The sequence below is a fragment of the Lactobacillus rodentium genome, from assembly GCF_003423665.1.
In the GTDB taxonomy this organism is placed as follows: Bacteria; Bacillota; Bacilli; order Lactobacillales; family Lactobacillaceae; genus Lactobacillus; species Lactobacillus rodentium.
In genome coordinates this window covers 14,538-32,723 of the sequence record NZ_BFBY01000001.1, presented here as the reverse complement: position 1 = coordinate 32,723, position 18,186 = coordinate 14,538, and the positions used below count along the sequence as shown (strand labels likewise).

20 protein-coding genes are annotated in these 18,186 nt (G+C 33.7%); 2 read left to right on the top strand and 18 right to left on the bottom strand.

Translation table 11 applies throughout. The annotated features are described in order from the left end of the window. Positions 1 to 32: 32 nt before the first annotated feature. The 5 genes from LrDSM24759_RS00165 to LrDSM24759_RS00145 all read right to left on the bottom strand — a co-directional run bounded on the left by LrDSM24759_RS00165 (position 33) and on the right by LrDSM24759_RS00145 (position 3,976). Entirely contained in the window at positions 33 to 521 is a 489-nt protein-coding gene (locus LrDSM24759_RS00165) for a hypothetical protein (RefSeq protein WP_117117326.1), read from the bottom strand. A 260-nt stretch (positions 522 to 781) separates the two neighbouring features. Next, entirely contained in the window at positions 782 to 1,252 is a 471-nt protein-coding gene (locus LrDSM24759_RS00160) for a threonine/serine exporter family protein (protein WP_117117325.1), read from the bottom strand. A gap of 1 nt (position 1,253) precedes the next feature. Further along, a complete protein-coding gene (locus LrDSM24759_RS00155) occupies positions 1,254 to 2,030 on the bottom strand; it encodes a threonine/serine exporter family protein (protein ID WP_117117324.1) in 777 nt (258 codons plus the stop codon). Between the two features lie 24 nt (positions 2,031 to 2,054). After that, positions 2,055 to 3,596, bottom strand: a complete 1,542-nt coding sequence (locus LrDSM24759_RS00150; protein WP_117117323.1) for an ABC-F family ATP-binding cassette domain-containing protein — start codon at positions 3,594 to 3,596, stop codon at positions 2,055 to 2,057. A gap of 17 nt (positions 3,597 to 3,613) precedes the next feature. Next, positions 3,614 to 3,976 (bottom strand): hypothetical protein, encoded by a 363-nt coding sequence (locus LrDSM24759_RS00145; RefSeq protein ID WP_117117322.1) that lies wholly within the window; start codon positions 3,974 to 3,976, stop codon positions 3,614 to 3,616. Between the two features lie 213 nt (positions 3,977 to 4,189). Between LrDSM24759_RS00145 and LrDSM24759_RS07785 the strand changes: the two genes are divergently transcribed. Next, positions 4,190 to 4,789, top strand: coding sequence for a hydrolase (locus tag LrDSM24759_RS07785; RefSeq protein WP_245953312.1), 600 nt, complete (start codon positions 4,190 to 4,192; stop codon positions 4,787 to 4,789). 123 nt (positions 4,790 to 4,912) lie between these two features. On the opposite strand, the gene LrDSM24759_RS07750 is transcribed toward LrDSM24759_RS07785, so the two are convergent. From LrDSM24759_RS07750 to LrDSM24759_RS00115, 6 genes are all read right to left on the bottom strand, one after another. Beyond that, positions 4,913 to 5,050: a hypothetical protein gene (locus LrDSM24759_RS07750; protein ID WP_170133343.1), complete on the bottom strand. Its 138-nt coding sequence runs from the start codon at positions 5,048 to 5,050 to the stop codon at positions 4,913 to 4,915. 20 nt (positions 5,051 to 5,070) lie between these two features. Continuing rightward, entirely contained in the window at positions 5,071 to 5,727 is a 657-nt protein-coding gene (locus tag LrDSM24759_RS00135; RefSeq protein WP_117117321.1) for a DsbA family oxidoreductase, read from the bottom strand. Further along, positions 5,727 to 6,662 (bottom strand): thioredoxin-disulfide reductase, encoded by a 936-nt coding sequence (gene trxB / locus LrDSM24759_RS00130; RefSeq protein WP_117117320.1) that lies wholly within the window; start codon positions 6,660 to 6,662, stop codon positions 5,727 to 5,729. The genes LrDSM24759_RS00135 and trxB overlap by 1 nt, the downstream gene beginning before the upstream one ends. A gap of 122 nt (positions 6,663 to 6,784) precedes the next feature. Next, complete coding sequence (locus tag LrDSM24759_RS00125; RefSeq protein WP_117117319.1) at positions 6,785 to 7,438, bottom strand: ArsR/SmtB family transcription factor; 654 nt, start codon at positions 7,436 to 7,438, stop codon at positions 6,785 to 6,787. Then, positions 7,422 to 7,724, bottom strand: a complete 303-nt coding sequence (locus tag LrDSM24759_RS00120; protein WP_117117318.1) for a thioredoxin family protein — start codon at positions 7,722 to 7,724, stop codon at positions 7,422 to 7,424. The genes LrDSM24759_RS00125 and LrDSM24759_RS00120 overlap by 17 nt, the downstream gene beginning before the upstream one ends. 115 nt (positions 7,725 to 7,839) lie before the next feature. Further along, positions 7,840 to 8,985 (bottom strand): LCP family protein, encoded by a 1,146-nt coding sequence (locus tag LrDSM24759_RS00115; RefSeq protein WP_117117317.1) that lies wholly within the window; start codon positions 8,983 to 8,985, stop codon positions 7,840 to 7,842. Positions 8,986 to 9,143: 158 nt separating this feature from the next. On the opposite strand from LrDSM24759_RS00115, the gene pepF reads away from it, so the two are divergent. Next, complete coding sequence (gene pepF, locus LrDSM24759_RS00110; protein ID WP_117117316.1) at positions 9,144 to 10,949, top strand: oligoendopeptidase F; 1,806 nt, start codon at positions 9,144 to 9,146, stop codon at positions 10,947 to 10,949. Between the two features lie 46 nt (positions 10,950 to 10,995). Here the strand turns inward: pepF and LrDSM24759_RS00105 are convergent, their stop codons facing one another. The 7 genes from LrDSM24759_RS00105 to LrDSM24759_RS00075 all read right to left on the bottom strand — a co-directional run bounded on the left by LrDSM24759_RS00105 (position 10,996) and on the right by LrDSM24759_RS00075 (position 18,063). Then, a complete protein-coding gene (locus LrDSM24759_RS00105; RefSeq protein ID WP_117117315.1) occupies positions 10,996 to 11,796 on the bottom strand; it encodes a metal ABC transporter permease in 801 nt (266 codons plus the stop codon). Beyond that, on the bottom strand, positions 11,796 to 12,416 hold the full coding sequence (locus LrDSM24759_RS00100) for a metal ABC transporter ATP-binding protein (RefSeq protein ID WP_117117686.1): 621 nt from the start codon (positions 12,414 to 12,416) through the stop codon (positions 11,796 to 11,798). The genes LrDSM24759_RS00105 and LrDSM24759_RS00100 overlap by 1 nt, the downstream gene beginning before the upstream one ends. A gap of 62 nt (positions 12,417 to 12,478) precedes the next feature. After that, positions 12,479 to 13,363 (bottom strand): metal ABC transporter solute-binding protein, Zn/Mn family, encoded by an 885-nt coding sequence (locus tag LrDSM24759_RS00095; protein ID WP_117117314.1) that lies wholly within the window; start codon positions 13,361 to 13,363, stop codon positions 12,479 to 12,481. 88 nt (positions 13,364 to 13,451) lie between these two features. Continuing rightward, on the bottom strand, positions 13,452 to 14,243 hold the full coding sequence (locus tag LrDSM24759_RS00090) for a Cof-type HAD-IIB family hydrolase (protein WP_117117313.1): 792 nt from the start codon (positions 14,241 to 14,243) through the stop codon (positions 13,452 to 13,454). Between the two features lie 126 nt (positions 14,244 to 14,369). Next, on the bottom strand, positions 14,370 to 16,364 hold the full coding sequence (locus tag LrDSM24759_RS00085) for a PTS fructose transporter subunit IIABC (protein ID WP_117117312.1): 1,995 nt from the start codon (positions 16,362 to 16,364) through the stop codon (positions 14,370 to 14,372). A 32-nt stretch (positions 16,365 to 16,396) separates the two neighbouring features. Next, the gene (gene pfkB / locus LrDSM24759_RS00080) at positions 16,397 to 17,311 is read right to left on the bottom strand and encodes a 1-phosphofructokinase (protein ID WP_117117311.1); all 915 of its coding nucleotides are present in this window, start codon (positions 17,309 to 17,311) and stop codon (positions 16,397 to 16,399) included. Beyond that, positions 17,308 to 18,063 (bottom strand): DeoR/GlpR family DNA-binding transcription regulator, encoded by a 756-nt coding sequence (locus LrDSM24759_RS00075; RefSeq protein WP_117117310.1) that lies wholly within the window; start codon positions 18,061 to 18,063, stop codon positions 17,308 to 17,310. The genes pfkB and LrDSM24759_RS00075 overlap by 4 nt, the downstream gene beginning before the upstream one ends. Positions 18,064 to 18,186: the final 123 nt, after the last annotated feature.

Sequence of the window (18,186 nt, the reverse complement as noted above, 5' to 3'; positions counted from 1 at the left end):
AAAACAGACTACACTATGTGTAGTCTGTTTTTTTACTTTTTAGTAGATTTTGCCTTAGTTGTTGGTTTTTCATAGCTTCTAACAACTTTAAGTTTTTCACTAATATTTTCTGCTAATAACTCACTATATTTTGAAGGATCTGCTTCAATTTCACTCACAGAACCTAAAATATCGATTCTAAACCCTGATACATTGACATATTCAGAAATGGTTTCAAAGTAAACATTTACTTCATAATCTTCATCATCATTACCAAAATTACTTATTTTTTTGTAGTTAGCAAAAGGTAAATTAATAATGTTACTTTCTAATGCAAATGTTACAGGACGTTGACCAGCAACTGCGAGCTGAGTTTGAATTAAAGAATCATGTTTTGCAGCTTGTATTACTTCTTTAATCATTTTTTCGGTGAAGCCTTTTATTTTCGTCTTGTTTAACTCACTATATTTTATAGTTTCAAGATCTTGTAAATAATCTTGTTCTTCAATTTTCTTTATTATATTTTCTTGCTTAATCTTCAAAATTTAAAACCTTCATTAATGAAATATATAATCACTAAATAAGATAACTAATATTTCATTTACATGCAAATATTTTAAATAAAAAAAGCCAGCTCCATAGAGCTGGCTAATGAAGAAAATGAATAAGTAATTCATCTCAGGGTCTTCGTTTCACAGCCGAAGTAGCCCAACACCAACACTTCCCGTGTTTTAACATTTAAGTTAAGGTGTCTTCAGTCAAAGAACGCACTTCGCGTTTTCCTCGACTCGTCGCATTACTATTATAACAAATTTTTTCTACTTTTTCTATTTCTATGGATGCGAATAATTACTTCTCCCACCATCTGAGCCAGCATAAATCCCATTGCTATTGCAATAGCAACTATTGCAATTTTCATGATTAAATCTTCAGCCTTATTCATATGACCCTCTACCATTGCCCGTACTGCTTGATAAGCTGGCACACCGGGCACTAAGGGAACAATTCCAGGAATATTAAATACAGTTACTGGACACTTTTTTATCCGTGCAAAAATAATTCCCAAAATGCCTACAATTAATGTTCCAAGCAAGTTTGAGGCTAAACGGCCAAAGTGTAATTGAATATCCCACCAATAGACCATCCAGCCTGCTGCTCCACTCAAGCCACATAAGATTAATGCTCGGTGCGGCACATTAATAATTAAAGCAAAACCTACTGATGCAATCCAAGCAAAAGAGAAATTAATAAGTATTTCTAACCAATATGGCATTCTAACCTCCTAAAATCTTCATTGCAATACCAATACCGCCTCCTAGTGCAATGGCGGTAAATAAGGCCTCAATTCCACGAGCAATTCCAGATAAAATATCTCCACCAAAAAGATCTCTTAAAGCATTAGTAAAAGCTACTCCTGGTACCAAAGTCATTAAAGCCCCAATTAAAATATTATCAACTAGTAGTTTGGGAAAAATTTTACAAAGAAAAATTGTAATAAATCCCATTAACATAGCAGTAATAAATTCAGCTAGAAATCGTATCTTAGTATATTTTTTTATGGCCAAAAATACGCCATAACCAACTCCACCAACTAAAGCAGCAGCAGGAAAATCGCGCCAATCATAATTTGCCATAAATAGAACCATTAAGGTACAACTCAAGATAACTGCCCCAAAAATTTGTAACCAAATTGGATAATTAGGAGTATTGTTAGAAAGTTCAATAAGTTTTGTTTTTAACTCATTTAAACTAATTCTTTTTTCTGCAAATTCTCGAGATAATGCATTGACTCGATCTACCAATTCTAAATTAATATCACGTTTTTTTATTTGTGTGATTTGAGTATAAGAATGTGGGCCCAAACTCATAAAAATACCGGTTGGAGTCGTAAAACAACGGCTTCCTTCAATACCCGCATTTCTTGCAATTCGAAGCATAGTATCTTCAACTCGATACATTTCACTTCCACCTTGAATCATTAATCTACCTGCTTTTAAACAAGTATCAAGTACTTCAGCTGCATAAGTAGAATCTATCACCTTTTTTTGCATTAGCTTTCCTTTCCATGATCCCTTCTATTTCATGGTTTCAATATCTATTGTTTTGTCTACCCAATCGCCTTCAAAAAAGTCTCTCTCATGACTTACAATTATCACACCACCCTCAAATTCAACTATGGCTTTACGCAATGCGTCTTTAGTTGCCACATCTAAGTGATTAGTTGGCTCATCTAGAAAAAGCAAATTGGCCGGTTCAAAACTCATTTGGGCCAATTTAACTTTTTCCTGTTCTCCACCAGATAACTCTTTTAGTGAACTCATTGCCTGCTGTGCGGTCAGGCCCATTCTTGCCAACGCTTGACGTAATTCCTTGGGCTTGAGACGGGGATATTCTTCTTGCAAGTATTGTAAGGGCGTCATATTTTTATTAGGCCAAGATAAATCTTGCTTAAAGTAAGCTAGTTTTGCAGTAGTAGACAAATCAAAGCTTCCCTTTATTGGGCTAAGCTGGCCTAACAAAGTTTTTAATAAAGTAGTTTTCCCAATTCCATTAAAACCAGTGACAGCCACTTTTTCTCCATTACCTACAGAGAAATTAAAAGCAGCATTAACTAAGGCCTCATCATAGCCAATTACCAAATTTTGAGTTTGTAATAAAAGATTCGAAGCAGTAGCTACATACGGGAACTGAACATGGGCACGTTTATTATTTTGCGGTGGAGTCAAGATCTCCATCTTTGAAAGTTGTTTTTCCCGTGACTTCGCACTCTTTGAGCGCGAGCCGGCCTTATTTTTACGAATATAAGCTTCGGTCTTTTTTATTTTGCGTTGCTGATTCGCATAAGCCTTAAGATAACTTTCTCGATCTGCTTCTTTTTGACGAAGTGCATGTTTTAAATCACCAGTATAGCGAGTAATCGTACCAAAATCGATATCAATGATGCAGTTAGTAATTCGACCAAGAAAATTATAATCATGTGAAACTACAATAAAGGCACCATCAAAATCATTAAGATAATCTACTAACCAATCAATATGTCCTACATCTAAATAGTTAGTTGGTTCATCAAGTACTAAAACGTCTGGATTCTGTAAGAGCAACTTGGCCAAAATTAATTTAGATCTTTGTCCACCAGACATTTTTGATACGTCATGATCATATCCCAATTCAAGTAAACCTAAGCCGGACGCCACTTGATCAATCTTAGTATCAATATCATAAAATCCTTGTTCCTCCAGGAAAGTTTGAATTTTTCCAGCCTTATCTAATAAACTTTGTTCACCCTTTTCCCCATATTGGGTATATAAGTCATTTAATTTTGACTCTTGAATAAAAAGATCTTCAAAAGCAGTCTGTAAAAATTCTTTTAATGTCATTCCCGGTTCAAGCTGCGCATACTGATCTAAATAACCGACGTTTAATTTATTTTGCCATTTAACTGTTCCTTCATCTTGAATAACTTCACCAGTTAAAATTTTGATCAAAGTAGACTTCCCCACACCATTTTGACCAGTTACACCCATGTGATCTTCTTTATTGAGCACAAAAGAGGCATCTTGATACAAAGTCTTATCAATAAAAGACTGACTTAGATTCTTAACCGTTAATAAACTCATTTTTCTTCTTAATCCTTTTAATTTTTAGTTTTATTTTGTTCAAATTCTTGTAACTTTGTTAATAATTCCGGCCATTTTCGTTTCGGCAAAATTAGTTGTAATTTTCCATTTACAAAGGGAAAGTCCGTCTCTTTCATTCCAGTTATCTTTGCCAAATCACTTGCACTTAAATGATATTTAGCTGTTATCCTTTTAATTTCAAGTGAAGCATGTGCTCTAAAATACGAAAGTACAAAGAAAAATATTGCAAATAAGCTACTAAATATTATTGCGATACTTAGTTGTAAACGCAGACGATGACAAATGATTAAAACAGCTAAAAAGCCAATAATTGCTGATAAAACTCCATAAACTACCGGAAAATACTTCGCTTTGTTCATATTATGCCCTCTGTTTATCTTATTTTTTATTACAAAGAAATTACTATATTACATTCTAAAATCATTTTGTAAATTGTATGTTTAGTCTCTGCAATAAGCAGTCTTTATAATTTAGATGAATTATTGATTTAGTTAAAGAATAACAGTTTTATTCATTAACTACAGCATTTTCTTAATTATTTTACTTATTTTTCGAGGAGTTTGAATTTTTATATGCGTAAATTTTGGATGAGTTTAATTGGCTTAGTCTTATTATTAGTAAATTTCACTAGTAAAAACGCTGATGCTACTATAAAAAATTCTAATGATAATATTGTGTCCATGAATTTAGTTAGGGAAACTCTTAAGCCTCAAATCATGTTACAAAGATTTCAGGACCAACAAAAAATTAATTATAATAATCAAAAATTAAAACAAATTCAAGCTGAAGAAAAGCGAATGACGCAACAAGCTGCTCAAGAAGCGGCAAAGAAAGTACAGGAGCAAAAACAAGTAACAGTTTCTCAAGCTCCTACAAGCCAAACTACTACTGCTACTACTTCCACTAATAAGGGAACATTTAAGCTTTCCTTTTATGATCCTGCCGCAATGGGTTCAAACATGGGTTATGGTGGTGTAGCAGCCAACCTATCTATTTTTCCAAAAGGGACAAGATTAAAAATTACATTATCTGATGGTACAGTATGGTATAAAGTAGTTAATGATACTGGTAGTTTTGCTGCAAGTAACCCTCGTCAGTTAGACGTTGCTATGCCAAACAATCAAGTTCCTGCTGCTGGAATTTTATACGCTACAGTTGAAGTACTAGGATAGATTCTAATTAAATATTCTTTAGTTGACTTTAAGAAGTTTTGAACTAAGATGATTATGTCAACAGATATCACAAAAGAAGAAGCGATAGATTTTTTAATCTATCGCTTCTTCTTTTTGCTTTATTTACTTATCAGTTGCTTTACCCCAATCAAGTACACAGCCATCAGGACCACAAATTCCTGCACTAATACTTGAATCAGTTTCGACAATATGAAATTTTGGAGTCTTATTTTCTTTAATTACCTTTTCTTCTTTTTTCATGACTACTCATCCTCCTTAAATTATGATGCTGCTTCTTCAGCTTGTACCTTTTTTAAAGCTTCTAAGAAAACTTCATATGGTTGAGCACCACTTATTGCATATTTATTGTTAATGACAAAGAACGGTGCTCCTTGTACACCAGATTGGTGAGCTTCTATTTCATCTAATCTAACTTCATTTTCGTATTTATCACTATCTAAGAGTTCAGTTACCTCTGCTTGATCTAAACCAGCTTCGACTGCAGCTTTTAGCAACACTTTACGATCAGCAATTGACTCACCATCAGTAAAGTAAACCTTATAAAAACGATTAATTACACGTTCTGTTAGCTCTGGATTATTCTTACTTTCAGCTAACTTAATCAAACGGTGAGCATCCATTGTGTTGGTTGGCACAACTTTATCCAAATGAAATTCCAAGCCTTCACCGGCAGCCATTTGGCTAATATAAGCCATTTGTTGCTTAGCTTGATCTGCCATTGCAGGATTTCCTCCAGTAAAGTGATTAATATAATCACCTTGATGAGCATGTTTTGCTTCCATTGGATTTAATTCAAAAGACTTTAATTCTAATTTTGTATTATCATAAATCCCAATTTCTTTCATTGCTCGCTTCATACGAGTAGAGCCAATGTAACAAAATGGGCAAGCAATATCTGACCAATATTTAATTTCCATTATTTTACTCCTTCAGCCTTTAAGCTTTCTACATATTCAAATGCATTTTGTCCAGCTACGCCACCATCACCAACTGCGGTAATGATTTGACGAAGTTCTTTTTGACGTACATCACCAATTGCATAAACCCCTGGAATTGATGTTTCCATTCGGTCATTAGTAATTACCCAACCATCCTTGTCAGTAATACCTAGGTCTCTAAATGGTTGTGTATTTGGTTCATTTCCGATATAAATAAATGCCCCAGCTGCATCAACAATCTTGTCTTCATTAGTCTTATTGTTGTGCACTTTTACACCAGTCATTTTTTGACCATCGCCAATAATTTCTTTTACTTCACTATCCCAAGTAAAGTTCATCTTATCGTTCTTAAAGGCACGATCTTGTAAAATTTTTTCAGCTCTTAATTGATCACGACGGTGAATAACATTTACATCATCAGTCACATTTGCTAAGTAAAGTCCTTCAGAAACAGCTGAATCTCCTCCACCAACAACTACGACATTATCATCTTTGAAGAAGGCACCATCACATACTGCACAGTAAGAAACACCGCGGCCACTATATTCTTCTTCACCAGGTATTTCAAGCTTCTTATTATTTGATCCAGTCGCAATGATTACAACCGTCGCTTCAATATCTTCTGGTTCCATTTGAACAATACGCTTATGACCATCCATTTTGAGTCCGGCTACATCACCATAGACAAATTCAACATTTTGCTTAACCGTACTCTGGTACATTTTTTCACCAAGTTCAGGACCCATAATTGAAGGGAAACCAGGATAGTTTTCTACTTCAGCGGTATTATTCATTTGACCACCATAAACGCCGCGGTCAATCATCGCTACCTTAAGGTTAGCCCTTGCAGCATATAATGCTGCAGTCATTCCACCAGGGCCTGCTCCAATAACTGCTACATCATACTTTTTCATTTGCTTTCTCCTAAATTATTTTATTTAATAACTATTCTACGTTTTCGTTGATTAATTTATATAATTATATTATCACTTACTAAAAATAAGTCAACACTTAGACTTAAAATCAGAATTTTTTACTATTGAATATCTTTTTTCCACTCTGAAACCGTATGGTTGTAAGTGTAAACCCTATGTCCTAACTCTTGTAAACGTTGACCAATTACATTTGCAATGCCACATAAACGGCCACGACAATAAACGATAATATCCTGATCACTTGGTAATTCATTGAGATGCTCATCAATATAGTGATAGTCAATATTATGAGCTTGAGGTAAATGATCATTATCAAATTCATCTTTTGGGCGTAAATCTAGCACATAAGCTTCATTAGAAGATAATTTATCATACAAAGTTTTTGAATCAACATGAGGTAAATCTGCTGTCTTAGCCACTAAGTTATCTTCTAATTCAGTAAAACTTGGTAAAGATTCTTCACTCAAATCAATTAGAAGCGATAATAACTCATTTACTTTTTTAGAAGTAAGATGATAAATAACAAAATTTTTTTGTTTTTCTTCTTTTACTAAGTTTACTTGTTTTAAAATTTGTAAGTTTTTTGAAGTATTGGCAACACTCATATTTATTTGGCTTGCAAGTTCTTCTACTGATTTTGGACCTTGATCAAGCATAAATAGTATCTTGATCCTTGTTAAATTGCTAAAGGTTTTGCCAATTTTTACTACTTGTTCAAAAGCGGCGGTTTGATACTTATCAGCTAATTTTTCCATTATGATTCACTTCCTCACTAAAATAATACTTAACAATTGTTAAAATTTGTGACTCAGCCAGAAATCCATCAAAAATTTCTTTAAGTTGTCCATTTTTCATGATTACAAAGCTGGGGAATTGTCTCACATTCAACTCTTTAATCCATTCACTTATTTCATTATCATTAGGTATAACAAGTGGATAATGTTTTTGGTATAACTTTACTATTAACTTACTTTCAATATATCCATGCCCACATGCCATAGTACCAAAGTATATTATTCCATTTTTTGGTAATTTGCTCATTACGATCACCTATTTTTTGATTTTTTCTTACTAAAAATAAGTAAACTCAATATTAAAATTTTTGTCAATAAAAAAATGACTTTCTAATCCTAAAAAGTCATTTTTATTCATTCAATTAATTTGTACCATCCCATGCTTCTGTATCGGAATGCTGAGCATAAATTATATAATTAGTAAATTCCGCTGGATCCTTCCAATCAATCCCTTTTTGTAAACGATTTTGTCGAGTTTCTTCGTTATGCAATTTTTTCTTAGGAAGATCTAAATTACTTCGATTCAGATCAGAGACGCGTTGTAATTCTTTAGTTGATGCAACTTGCATTGAGGCTCCACCAATTGTGGCATCATGTCCATGAACATAGCCACTTTCAATATTTGAAGCCGCACCACGATAATTCATTGCAATTGACATCATATCATTAAAGGTTAAATTAGTTTCCACATATTTAGAAATAACTCTTAAAATCTTACGATAGTTGCTTACTGAATTAATAGACATAGATTTCTTAACTATTTGATTAATGATCTGTCTTTGCCGCATTTGACGCCCATAATCTCCTCGAGGATCGTCTTTTCTCATACGTGCATAATCTAATGCCTCTTTACCATTCAAGTGCATTTTACCCTTTTTAAAATGGGTGTGGTAAGTAAAAGTAAAAGGAACATTGACGTCTACACCACCAACAGCATCTACCATACTTTCTAGAGCATGCATATTCACTTCCATATAATAGTTAATAGGAACGTTAAATGCTTTAGAGACGGTTTTAGATGATGCACGATATCCTCCTACTTCATAGGCAGAATTAATACGGGACATATAATATTTTCCACCATTTTTTCCATCACCCAGAACATCAACTAACAAATCACGCGGAATGGAAGTCATAGTAGCTTTCTTTTTTTGAGGATTGATTGTAATCAAAATCATTGTATCAGAGTTACCTTGATCATGTCGTCCCTCAATTCCTTGATCAACTCCCAAAAGCAAGATAGAAATTGGTTTATTTTCAGAAATTTTCTTAGAAGTTGGACCATTACCATGATAAGCTTGTTGAACACTTTCAATTGCATTAAAGTATGCCCCTGCTCCATATGCAACACTAATTCCAACTACTAAAAGAGCGATTAATCCGGCAATTTTAGCACCAATATGCGTTTTCTTGACTTTATCTTGATCAGCGGCAAAAAATTTATTGCGTGATAATTTTGGTGATGACTTGTGTGAGTTAGAAGATTGCTGGTGATTTTCAGGATTCATTAGTCCAATTTCCCTTCTTTATTCCTTAACTACTTTTTACCACACTTTTTTGTTATTGAATCACATGAATTCTATTATTAATAAACTTTTATTTTTTAGCAAGTAATTATTAATTATAATTATTAGTAAAATCAAATATATAAGAGAGAAGGATTTTAATGACACTTCCAACTAGAGATAAAGTAGATCAAAATTTAAAATGGGATTTGAGTCGAGTGTTTGAAAATGATGAAGCTTGGGAAAAAGAATACCAAACTGTTAGTATAGAGATTCCAAAGCTTAATCAATTAAAGGAAAATTTAGTTCAATCAGGAAAGAATCTATATGAAGGTATCACAAAAATTTTAGATATTGAACGTAAACTAGAAAAAGTCTATGTTTATGCCACTATGTCTAGTGATGTCGATACAAGTAATAGTCATTATTTAGGCTATGTTGCTAAAGCACAGACATTATTGGGTGATTTTGCGTCGGCAACAGCTTTTGTAGATCCAGAAATCTTGAGTATTTCAGACGAAACTTTAACCCAATTTATTAAAGATGAACCTAGATTAAAAAAATATGCTCATCGTTTAGAGACGGTCACAAATAAGCGGCCTCACACTTTACCTGCAGCACAAGAAAAAATTATTGCTTCTGCGCAAAATGCTTTGGAAAGTTCCGCTAATACTTTTAATGTCCTAACCAATTCAGATATGCAATTTGGTTTTACCCAAGATAATAATGGGGAAATGGTCCAACTATCTGATGGGCTTTATTCTATTTTGATTCAATCCCAAGATCGCAATGTTAGAAAAAATGCCTTTACCACTATGTATGAAGCATATGGTCAATTTGAAAATTCACTAGCTTCTACTTTAGCCGGTACAACTAAGCAACATAATTTTGATGCAAAAATGCATAAATATAATTCAGCACGCGAAGCTGCTTTAAGTAAAAATAATGTTCCTACTATTGTTTACGATAATTTAATTAAAGTAGTTAATAATCACTTAGATTTACTTCACCGCTATGTATCTTTACGAAAGAAAATTTTAAACTTATCAGACTTACAAATGTACGATATGTACGTTCCTTTAACAGGTCAACCAGCATTATCTTATACTTTTGAAGAAGCTAAGAAAGAAGCAAGACAGGCCTTGCGTCCTTTAGGCGAAGACTACCTTAATCATGTAGACTACATATTTAATAATCGGGTAATTGATGTAGTTGAATCACAAAATAAGGTAACTGGGGCTTATTCCGGCGGTTCTTACGATACAGATCCTTATGAACTATTAAATTGGGAAAACAATCTGGATTCTTTATTTACATTAGTTCATGAAACAGGTCACTCGGTGCATTCTTGGTACACACGTCATACTCAACCTTTTATTTATGGTGACTATCCAATTTTTGTAGCAGAGATTGCCTCAACTACTAATGAAAATATTTTAACTGAATATTTCTTAGATAAAGAAACTGATCCTAAAACTAGAGCTTTTATTTTAAACCACTATCTTGACTCATTTAAAGGAACTTTATTCCGTCAAACTCAATTCGCGGAATTTGAACAATTTATCCATGAAACAGATGCAAAAGGTGAACCATTAACTGCTCAAGTTTTAGATGATTTCTATGGTCAACTAAATCAACGCTATTATGGCAATAGTGTTGAACCTGGTGGCGAGATCGCCTTAGAATGGTCTCGTATTCCTCATTTTTACTATAACTTTTATGTTTACCAATATGCTACTGGTTTTGCGGCAGCAACTGCCTTAGCCAATAATATTGTTCACGGTACTCCAGACCAAATCCAAGCATATATTAATTTCTTAAAGTCTGGTTCAAGTGATTATCCAACTGAAATTATGAAAAAGGCTGGCGTTGATATGACTAAAGTTGACTATTTAGAAGATGCTTTTGCTACATTCGAAACTCGTTTAACTGAATTTGAAAAACTTATCGACCAAATTAAGAATTAAAGATAAAAAAATGGAAAGAGCTAATAAACTCTTTCCATTTTTATTTTTAATTAAACGAATTACGGAATAAATTAAAGAAATATGTTCCTAAGTAAATTGCAACTTCAATAATTGCAATAAAGAAAGTAACTGGCCAATTGGTCAAAAAGCCTAAATAAAGCCCGGCCCAAACACCGATTAACGCAATTACAATTGACCAGATCATCATTGATCCAATTGTTCTTCCTAAATACTTAGCAGTTGATGCTGGCAAGGTTAACAAAATAAATACCAATAAAGAACCAACAATTTGCGATCCAATTGATACTGACATTGCTAAAGCAACTAAAAAAATCACCCCAACAACTCCACTTTTTACTCCATGAGCTTGTGCACCAATATGATCGAAAGAATCAAAATTTAAGGGACGTTGAACTAAGAAAATAAGTAACAATACAATTATCGACAAGGCAACTAATTGTACTACTCCAGTATGATCAACCCCAATAATACTTCCAAATAAAATGTTGGTAGCATAGCGACTATTGGAGCCAGAAATAGCTAAAAACAAGACACCTAAGCCAATAAATAAGGCTGAAATTGCACTAATAGATGATTCCTTTTGATCACTGCGGGTTGTTAATTCACCTACACTAACTGAGCCAAGTAAGGTGAATAAGAGCATCCCCCAAAGCGGCGCAATTCCCATAAAGACCGCAAAGGCTGCTCCAGCAAACCCGATTTCAGATAGAGTATGTGCCAAGAAACTAAAGTTACGTGAAACCACATAAATTCCTACTACACCACAAGTAATTGCGATAAAGGTTGAAGCTAAAAAGGCATAACGCATAAATTCAAATTGAAACATTATTCGTAATCCCCCTTAAAGTCTTGCATTTTCCCTTGTTCAGCTGTTTGATGATTTAAGTATAAATACTCTTTCATATATTTCTTTGCTAAAGGGAGATCATGAGTCACAAATAACACGGTCATTTGATGTTTCTCATTAAGATGCTTTAATAAATTCATTAATTCTTCTTTTGCACGTGGATCCAAGCTAGCCGTTGCTTCATCAAGGATAATCATATTGGGGTTATCTAATAAGGCTTGTGCCAAATATGCGCGCTGCTTTTGGCCACCAGAAGCTTTTCCCATTCTTGTATTCTGAATTTCTAAAAGATTGGTTTCTTCTAGCTCATGTTTAATATGATCTTTAATTCTTTTTGTTTTGATAGTAGGTGCATTTAACCCAACAAAAGCCTTAATTGATAAAGGATAATCTTCATCAATGTTTCTAAATTGCGGTACATATCCTAACCTAATTTCTTTATCAAACTTAAAAACTCCCTCAGTTGGGTCAAGTAAATTCATTAAAATCCTGATTAGGGTAGTCTTTCCGGCACCATTAGGACCTAAAAGAGCCGTCATTGATCCTTCTTTTAATTTAAAATTTACATTTTTAAAAATCACTTTATTATCAAATTTCATTGATAAATTTTTAACATTTAAAATATCTTTCAAATCGTACCTCTTTCATTACGTTTGTTAGATTAACTACTTTCTTTAGCTACATTGGCCAAATTAGTATAATTTTGTCTCATCCATTGTAAATACGATATATTTGGAGGCATTGTTTCTCTAACATTTAAAATTGGAATTTCTTTTTCTTTTGCCTGTTTAATAAAACCATTTACCGTTGAACTAGTCGCTTGTTCATTATTAACAAAAAATGCAATTTTACGCTTTTTAATCGCTGTGGTCATTTGATTAATAACCCTTGGACTTGGATCCGTATCGTTTTCTATTGCCTCTTCAAAATCACGATCGCCAATTTTATAATTTGCTTCTTCTAAAGCATAATCAAAAACTGGTTCACTTACAAAAACAGATTTACTATTTTTTCCATTAATTCCACGAACAATTAACTTAATTTTATCTAATTCAGCAAGATAGTTGGTCGCATTTTGTTGATAATAGTTTTTGTGTTTAGGATCAATTTTTATAAGTTGTCGTTCAAGATACCTAACATACTTTACTGGCATGTTTAAATCATACCAAATATGTGGATTATCACCCTTTTTTAAATGCATTAGGTTTTCACCAACAAGTTCAACCTTTTTATTAGAAGCACTTGCCAAATTATTCATCCAGCTATCATAACCTAAGCCATTGGCTACTACGATATCAGCTTGATCAACAATTTTTGCATCTGCTGTAGTTGGTTCAAAATCATGGGGATCTGTCGCACTATTCTTGATAATGGGTGTCGCTTTTCCGTATTTACCAACAATATTAGCCGCAATATTAGAGTAAATATTAGTAGAAGTAACTATACTAATCTTATCATTTTGTTTTTTTGTTTTTGAACAACCAGTTAAAATAATTACCAAAATGGCAATTAAAGTATAAATCTTAACTTTACTACTTTTATTCATTACATAATTCCTTTAAATAAATTCTAGATTTAAATTAAAATGATCAGTTAATCCAAATAATTAACCGATCATTATAATTTATGTATCCTTATTTTTCAAGTAATTTTATAATTTCTTTTTGAACACTACTGTCTTGGCTAGACCCAATTACGGTATCTGCAGCATCTTTGGCACTTTGCAAAGCCGTGCTAGTGACATAACTCTTACCAACATATTTCAGCATAGCTACATCATTACCACTATCACCAAAAGCAACCATTTCGGCCGGTGCAATATTTAATTTTTTACTTAAAAATTCTAATCCTAAGGCTTTGGTAACATCAGGTGCTGAAAGATCAATTGAATCATATCCTCCAGCCACAAAACCAACCTGTGGATACTTTTGTTCAAGTTCTACTAAAACCGCTGGCATTTCCTTTTCCGGAATAATCAAACTAACTTTGAAAATTTGATCATCAATCTCATCCCAATTATTAACTATCTTTATTTTTCGATAAAAACGACTCATCGAATCATAAAACTTTGATCCTGATGATTTTAAAATATAAGCACTTTTTACACCTGAGACAATTACTGGATAAGAATATTCATGGGTAATTTTTATAATTTGCTCATATAATTCCTTACTCAAACTTACTACTTTTAAAATATCGCGTCCATGTGCTACCAAGGCACCATTTTCAGCGATAAAATACATTTGTTCACTAGCTTGTTCAGGAAAACGAGCAAAAATATTTTTATATTGGTTGCCACTAGCAATTACAAATTTAACATTATTATCCTGCATTAACTTAAAATCTTTTTTAAATAGTTCATGATCATAGGTTTTATCTGCCTTTAACCACGTACCATCCATATCAGTAGCAATTAATTTTATCATTTGATATCCTCAATTTCTAATTGCAGCTTTTCTTACCTCCACTATACTAAAAAAGTGCTTAAAAACCTAGTTTCCTACACAAAAAACGTACTTCTAAAGAAGTACGTTTTTAATAAAATTATCTTTTTATTCATCTGGATCTTCTGAGACAGGTTTCTTCCAAAGACTCATAATCACACCAGCTAAAATCGAACCGATAATAACTGATAGGAAGTAACCCCAGATATTAGTTGCAAGTGGTGATACCCAGAATCCACCGTGAGGTGCTGGAACACCAACATGCCAGATTCCTACCAACGCACCAGCAATACCTGAACCAATCATACATGAAGGAATTACACGACCAGGGTCGGCTACAGCAAATGGAATTGCACCTTCAGTAATGAATGAAAATCCTAATACCCAGTTTGAAACACCTGCACGACGTTCTTCTTTAGTGTACTTATTCTTAAAGAAGGCAGTACCAATAGCAGTTGCAAATGGTGGAACCATCCCACCTACCATAACGGCGGCCATTAAAATAGCAGCAGTAACAGATTTGGGATCGTTAGCAAATGCACCTGATGCAAATACGTATGCAGCCTTGTTGAAAGGACCACCCATATCAATAGCCATCATGGCTGCAAGTACAGTAGTCAAGATTGCTAAGTTAGCAGTACCCATACTGTTTAAGAAATGAGTAATTGCTAAGTTGATACCTGAGAAAATTGGGTTAATGATGTAGTACATCAATAATGCAATAATCAATAATCCCAAGATTGGGTAAATTAGCATTGGCTTCATACCTTCAACTGATTTTGGCAACTTAGCAAAGATCTTCTTAAGTAAGACCATAATGTAACCTGCTAAGAAACCAGCAGCAAGTCCACCTAAGAATCCTGATGGAGAAGCGGTCTTAGCACCCATTACACTAGCTGTATAAGTACCACCATAAGCTCCTCCATAAACGGTAGCCATGAAACCACCAACAAAACCAGGCATCAAGGCCGGTAAATCACCAATTGATTCAGCGATATAAGCAGCTAAAACTGGAACCATGAAGGCAAATGCCATGTTACCTGCATTGTTTAAGAAAATAAAGGCGGGATTTTTAGCACCACCTGCCATGTAGTTTTCAACAATGAAGGAAATGGCCATTAAGATACCACCCCCAATGATGAATGGTAACATGTGGCTAATACCACTCATTAGATGTTTGTAAATCGTTGCCCAAACACCCTGTTTTTCTTTACCAGCATCATCAGAACTTGAAGCGCTGCTATCTGCATGATAAATAGGTGCTTTATTTTCTAAGATATCTTCAATTAATTCCTTAGGGTGATTAATACCATCAACAACTGGTTTCATTACGACTTCTTTACCGTTGAAACGTGGCATATCAACTTTTTTATCAGAAGCAATGATAACACCTTTAGCTTCCTTAATTTCTTCAGGAGTTAATTTATCTTTAACACCTTCAGAACCATTAGTTTCAATGCGGACATCCACCCCCATCTTTTTACCAGCTTTAATTAAAGCTTCTTGAGCCATGTAAGTGTGGGCAATCCCGTTAATACATGCAGTAACCCCAACAATTAATGGCTTCTTTTTATCTGCAGGTGTATCATCTTTCTTTTCAGCAGCTGCTTTTCTAGCTTCAGCATCAGCTTTATCTTGCGCATCTTTTTCAGCTTCAGCTAATTTGAAGATGTCGATAACTTCCTCTGGTGATTTAGCAGCTTTCAAAGCATTAACAACATCAGGATTAATCAATAAACTAGATAATTTTGCCAATGCTTGTAAGTGAGTATTATCAGCACCAGCTGGTGCAGTAATCATAAAGAATAAGTGAACAGGTTGCCCATCTAAAGCATTATAATCAATACCCTTAGGACTTTTTGCAAATAAAACTGCAGCACGGTTAATATACTTATTACGTGCGTGTGGCATTGCAATTCCTTCACCAATTCCTGTAGTTGATTCATTTTCACGAGCCCAGATTGATTTAATGAATTCATCTTCATTGTTTACAATCCCTTGAGCTACTTCCAAATCAGCCATTTCTTTAATAGCTTCTTTTTGAGTTGTAGCTTTAAGGTCCATAATCATTAAATCAGGACTTAAAAGATCCTCAATTTTCATCTTTTTCCCTTTCTTGATAAATAATTAACTTTCTATTGTACTTCTTCAACTTTTATTTGCGGTAAAACAGTATCAATTTGACTCTTTACCGCAATGTCTTCAGTAAAAGCAGTAGCGCCACCACAAGCCATACCTACTCTAAAGGCTTCAACAGGATCTTGCGTCTTGTAATAAGTTCCCACAAAGCCTGCAATCATTGAATCACCAGCACCTACAGAGTTAACTGCGATTCCCTTAGCAGCTGTGCCATGATAAATATGATCCTTAGTGATTAAATAACCACCATCACCTGCCATTGAAATCATTACATTTTGAGCGCCCATATCCATTAACTTTTTGGCTGCATCCAATAATTCTTCTTTATTGGCAAAAGTAGTGTTAAATAAATCGGCTAATTCGTGGTGATTTGGTTTAATAACTAAAGGCTTATACTTCAAAGTGTCTAATAAAGCTTGACCAGTAGTATCAATAGCAAATTCTGCACCATTTTCTTTAATGGTTGGTAATAATTCTTCGTAAAAGTCAGTTGGTAAACTTGGAGCTAAACTACCACTTAAAACAACAATATCACCAGCATTTAAATCATCTAGACGAGCTTTAAACGCAGCGATTTCTTGCGCATCAATTTTTGGTCCAGCTGCGTTAATTTCAGTTTCTTTTTGAGCATGAATCTTAACATTTACACGAGTATCATCACTAATTGTCACAAAATCACTAACAATTTTTTTGACATTTAATTGACGTACTAATTCTTTACCGGTAAAACCACCGACAAATCCCCAAGCAGTATTATCTACACTAAGTTGATTAAGAATTTGTGAAACGTTAATTCCTTTTCCACCGGCTAAAAATTGACAATCATCTGTTCGATTAACTTCACCGGATTTTACTTCTTTTAATTGCATTACATAATCCAAAGCCGGATTAACTGTAACTGTATAAATCATGCTATTGCCTCCTCAAAATGTAACTTCTCTGGTAATTGAAGTTTTTCCTCATTTGTTAATTGATTAGTAATCAAAACTGCATTTTCTGTATTAGCTAAACTTGCAAAATTAGAATTACCAATCTTGGAATCATCCATCAAAATAAAACTTTTCTTAGCTTGAATAATTCCCGTTTGTTTTACATCAGCTTCATTGGGATCAGGGGTAGTAAATTTACCTTGTCGATTAAGACCATTCGCACCAATAAAAGCAGTTGAAAAATTCATTTTTTGCATTTGCTTAATAGTTGTTACTCCAATTATCGCATTAGTTTGCTGTTTAATTTCTCCACCTAGAATTTGCGTTGAAATCCCTGCTTCAATACAGGCTAATGCTGTATCTACACCATTAGTAATAATGTGTAAATTTGGAATTTCTTTCAAAAAAGGTATCATCTCATAAACAGTTGTCCCTGCATCTAAAAAAATATGTTCGTCAGGATTAACTTTTTTTACAGCATATGCAGCAATTTGTCGCTTTTTATCAATATTTAAATTAAATCTTACTTGTTGTTCTACATCACGAGAATAATTTTGAAGTGAACGGGCACCACCGTGTATTCTAACGATCATGCCTCGCTCTTCCAAATCAATTAAATCTCGTCGGATGGTTGATTCCGATGAATTCGTCAACTTACATAATTCTGCAACTCGACAAATGTCTTTATCTTTAATATAAGCGGCAATTGTCTGTTGGCGTTTTTCAGTCAGCATCACTTTCCACCTCTATCAATATGATAACCGCTTACATTTTAAAAAGCAATCAAATTTAGTCATTTTTCTTCAAAATTCGTCACTCTTAATCAAAAAAAGAAGATTTGCGCATTAAGTCAAATC

What these genes read in the sequence shown, in the direction of transcription:
- LrDSM24759_RS00145 (WP_117117322.1), bottom strand. Translation starts at nt 3,976, where the DNA reads ATGAACAAAGCGAAGTATTTTCCGGTAGTTTATGGAGTTTTATCAGCA.
- LrDSM24759_RS00105 (WP_117117315.1), bottom strand. Translation starts at nt 11,796, where the DNA reads ATGTTTCAATTTGAATTTATGCGTTATGCCTTTTTAGCTTCAACCTTT.
- pepF (WP_117117316.1), top strand. Translation starts at nt 9,144, where the DNA reads ATGACACTTCCAACTAGAGATAAAGTAGATCAAAATTTAAAATGGGAT.
- LrDSM24759_RS00095 (WP_117117314.1), bottom strand. Translation starts at nt 13,363, where the DNA reads ATGAATAAAAGTAGTAAAGTTAAGATTTATACTTTAATTGCCATTTTG.
- LrDSM24759_RS00100 (WP_117117686.1), bottom strand. Translation starts at nt 12,416, where the DNA reads ATGAAATTTGATAATAAAGTGATTTTTAAAAATGTAAATTTTAAATTA.
- LrDSM24759_RS07785 (WP_245953312.1), top strand. Translation starts at nt 4,190, where the DNA reads ATGCGTAAATTTTGGATGAGTTTAATTGGCTTAGTCTTATTATTAGTA.
- LrDSM24759_RS00085 (WP_117117312.1), bottom strand. Translation starts at nt 16,364, where the DNA reads ATGAAAATTGAGGATCTTTTAAGTCCTGATTTAATGATTATGGACCTT.
- LrDSM24759_RS00075 (WP_117117310.1), bottom strand. Translation starts at nt 18,063, where the DNA reads ATGCTGACTGAAAAACGCCAACAGACAATTGCCGCTTATATTAAAGAT.
- LrDSM24759_RS00155 (WP_117117324.1), bottom strand. Translation starts at nt 2,030, where the DNA reads ATGCAAAAAAAGGTGATAGATTCTACTTATGCAGCTGAAGTACTTGAT.
- LrDSM24759_RS00125 (WP_117117319.1), bottom strand. Translation starts at nt 7,438, where the DNA reads ATGGAAAAATTAGCTGATAAGTATCAAACCGCCGCTTTTGAACAAGTA.
- LrDSM24759_RS00160 (WP_117117325.1), bottom strand. Translation starts at nt 1,252, where the DNA reads ATGCCATATTGGTTAGAAATACTTATTAATTTCTCTTTTGCTTGGATT.
- LrDSM24759_RS00135 (WP_117117321.1), bottom strand. Translation starts at nt 5,727, where the DNA reads ATGGAAATTAAATATTGGTCAGATATTGCTTGCCCATTTTGTTACATT.
- LrDSM24759_RS00150 (WP_117117323.1), bottom strand. Translation starts at nt 3,596, where the DNA reads ATGAGTTTATTAACGGTTAAGAATCTAAGTCAGTCTTTTATTGATAAG.
- trxB (WP_117117320.1), bottom strand. Translation starts at nt 6,662, where the DNA reads ATGAAAAAGTATGATGTAGCAGTTATTGGAGCAGGCCCTGGTGGAATG.
- LrDSM24759_RS00120 (WP_117117318.1), bottom strand. Translation starts at nt 7,724, where the DNA reads ATGAGCAAATTACCAAAAAATGGAATAATATACTTTGGTACTATGGCA.
- LrDSM24759_RS07750 (WP_170133343.1), bottom strand. Translation starts at nt 5,050, where the DNA reads ATGAAAAAAGAAGAAAAGGTAATTAAAGAAAATAAGACTCCAAAATTT.
- LrDSM24759_RS00115 (WP_117117317.1), bottom strand. Translation starts at nt 8,985, where the DNA reads ATGAATCCTGAAAATCACCAGCAATCTTCTAACTCACACAAGTCATCA.
- LrDSM24759_RS00090 (WP_117117313.1), bottom strand. Translation starts at nt 14,243, where the DNA reads ATGATAAAATTAATTGCTACTGATATGGATGGTACGTGGTTAAAGGCA.
- pfkB (WP_117117311.1), bottom strand. Translation starts at nt 17,311, where the DNA reads ATGATTTATACAGTTACAGTTAATCCGGCTTTGGATTATGTAATGCAA.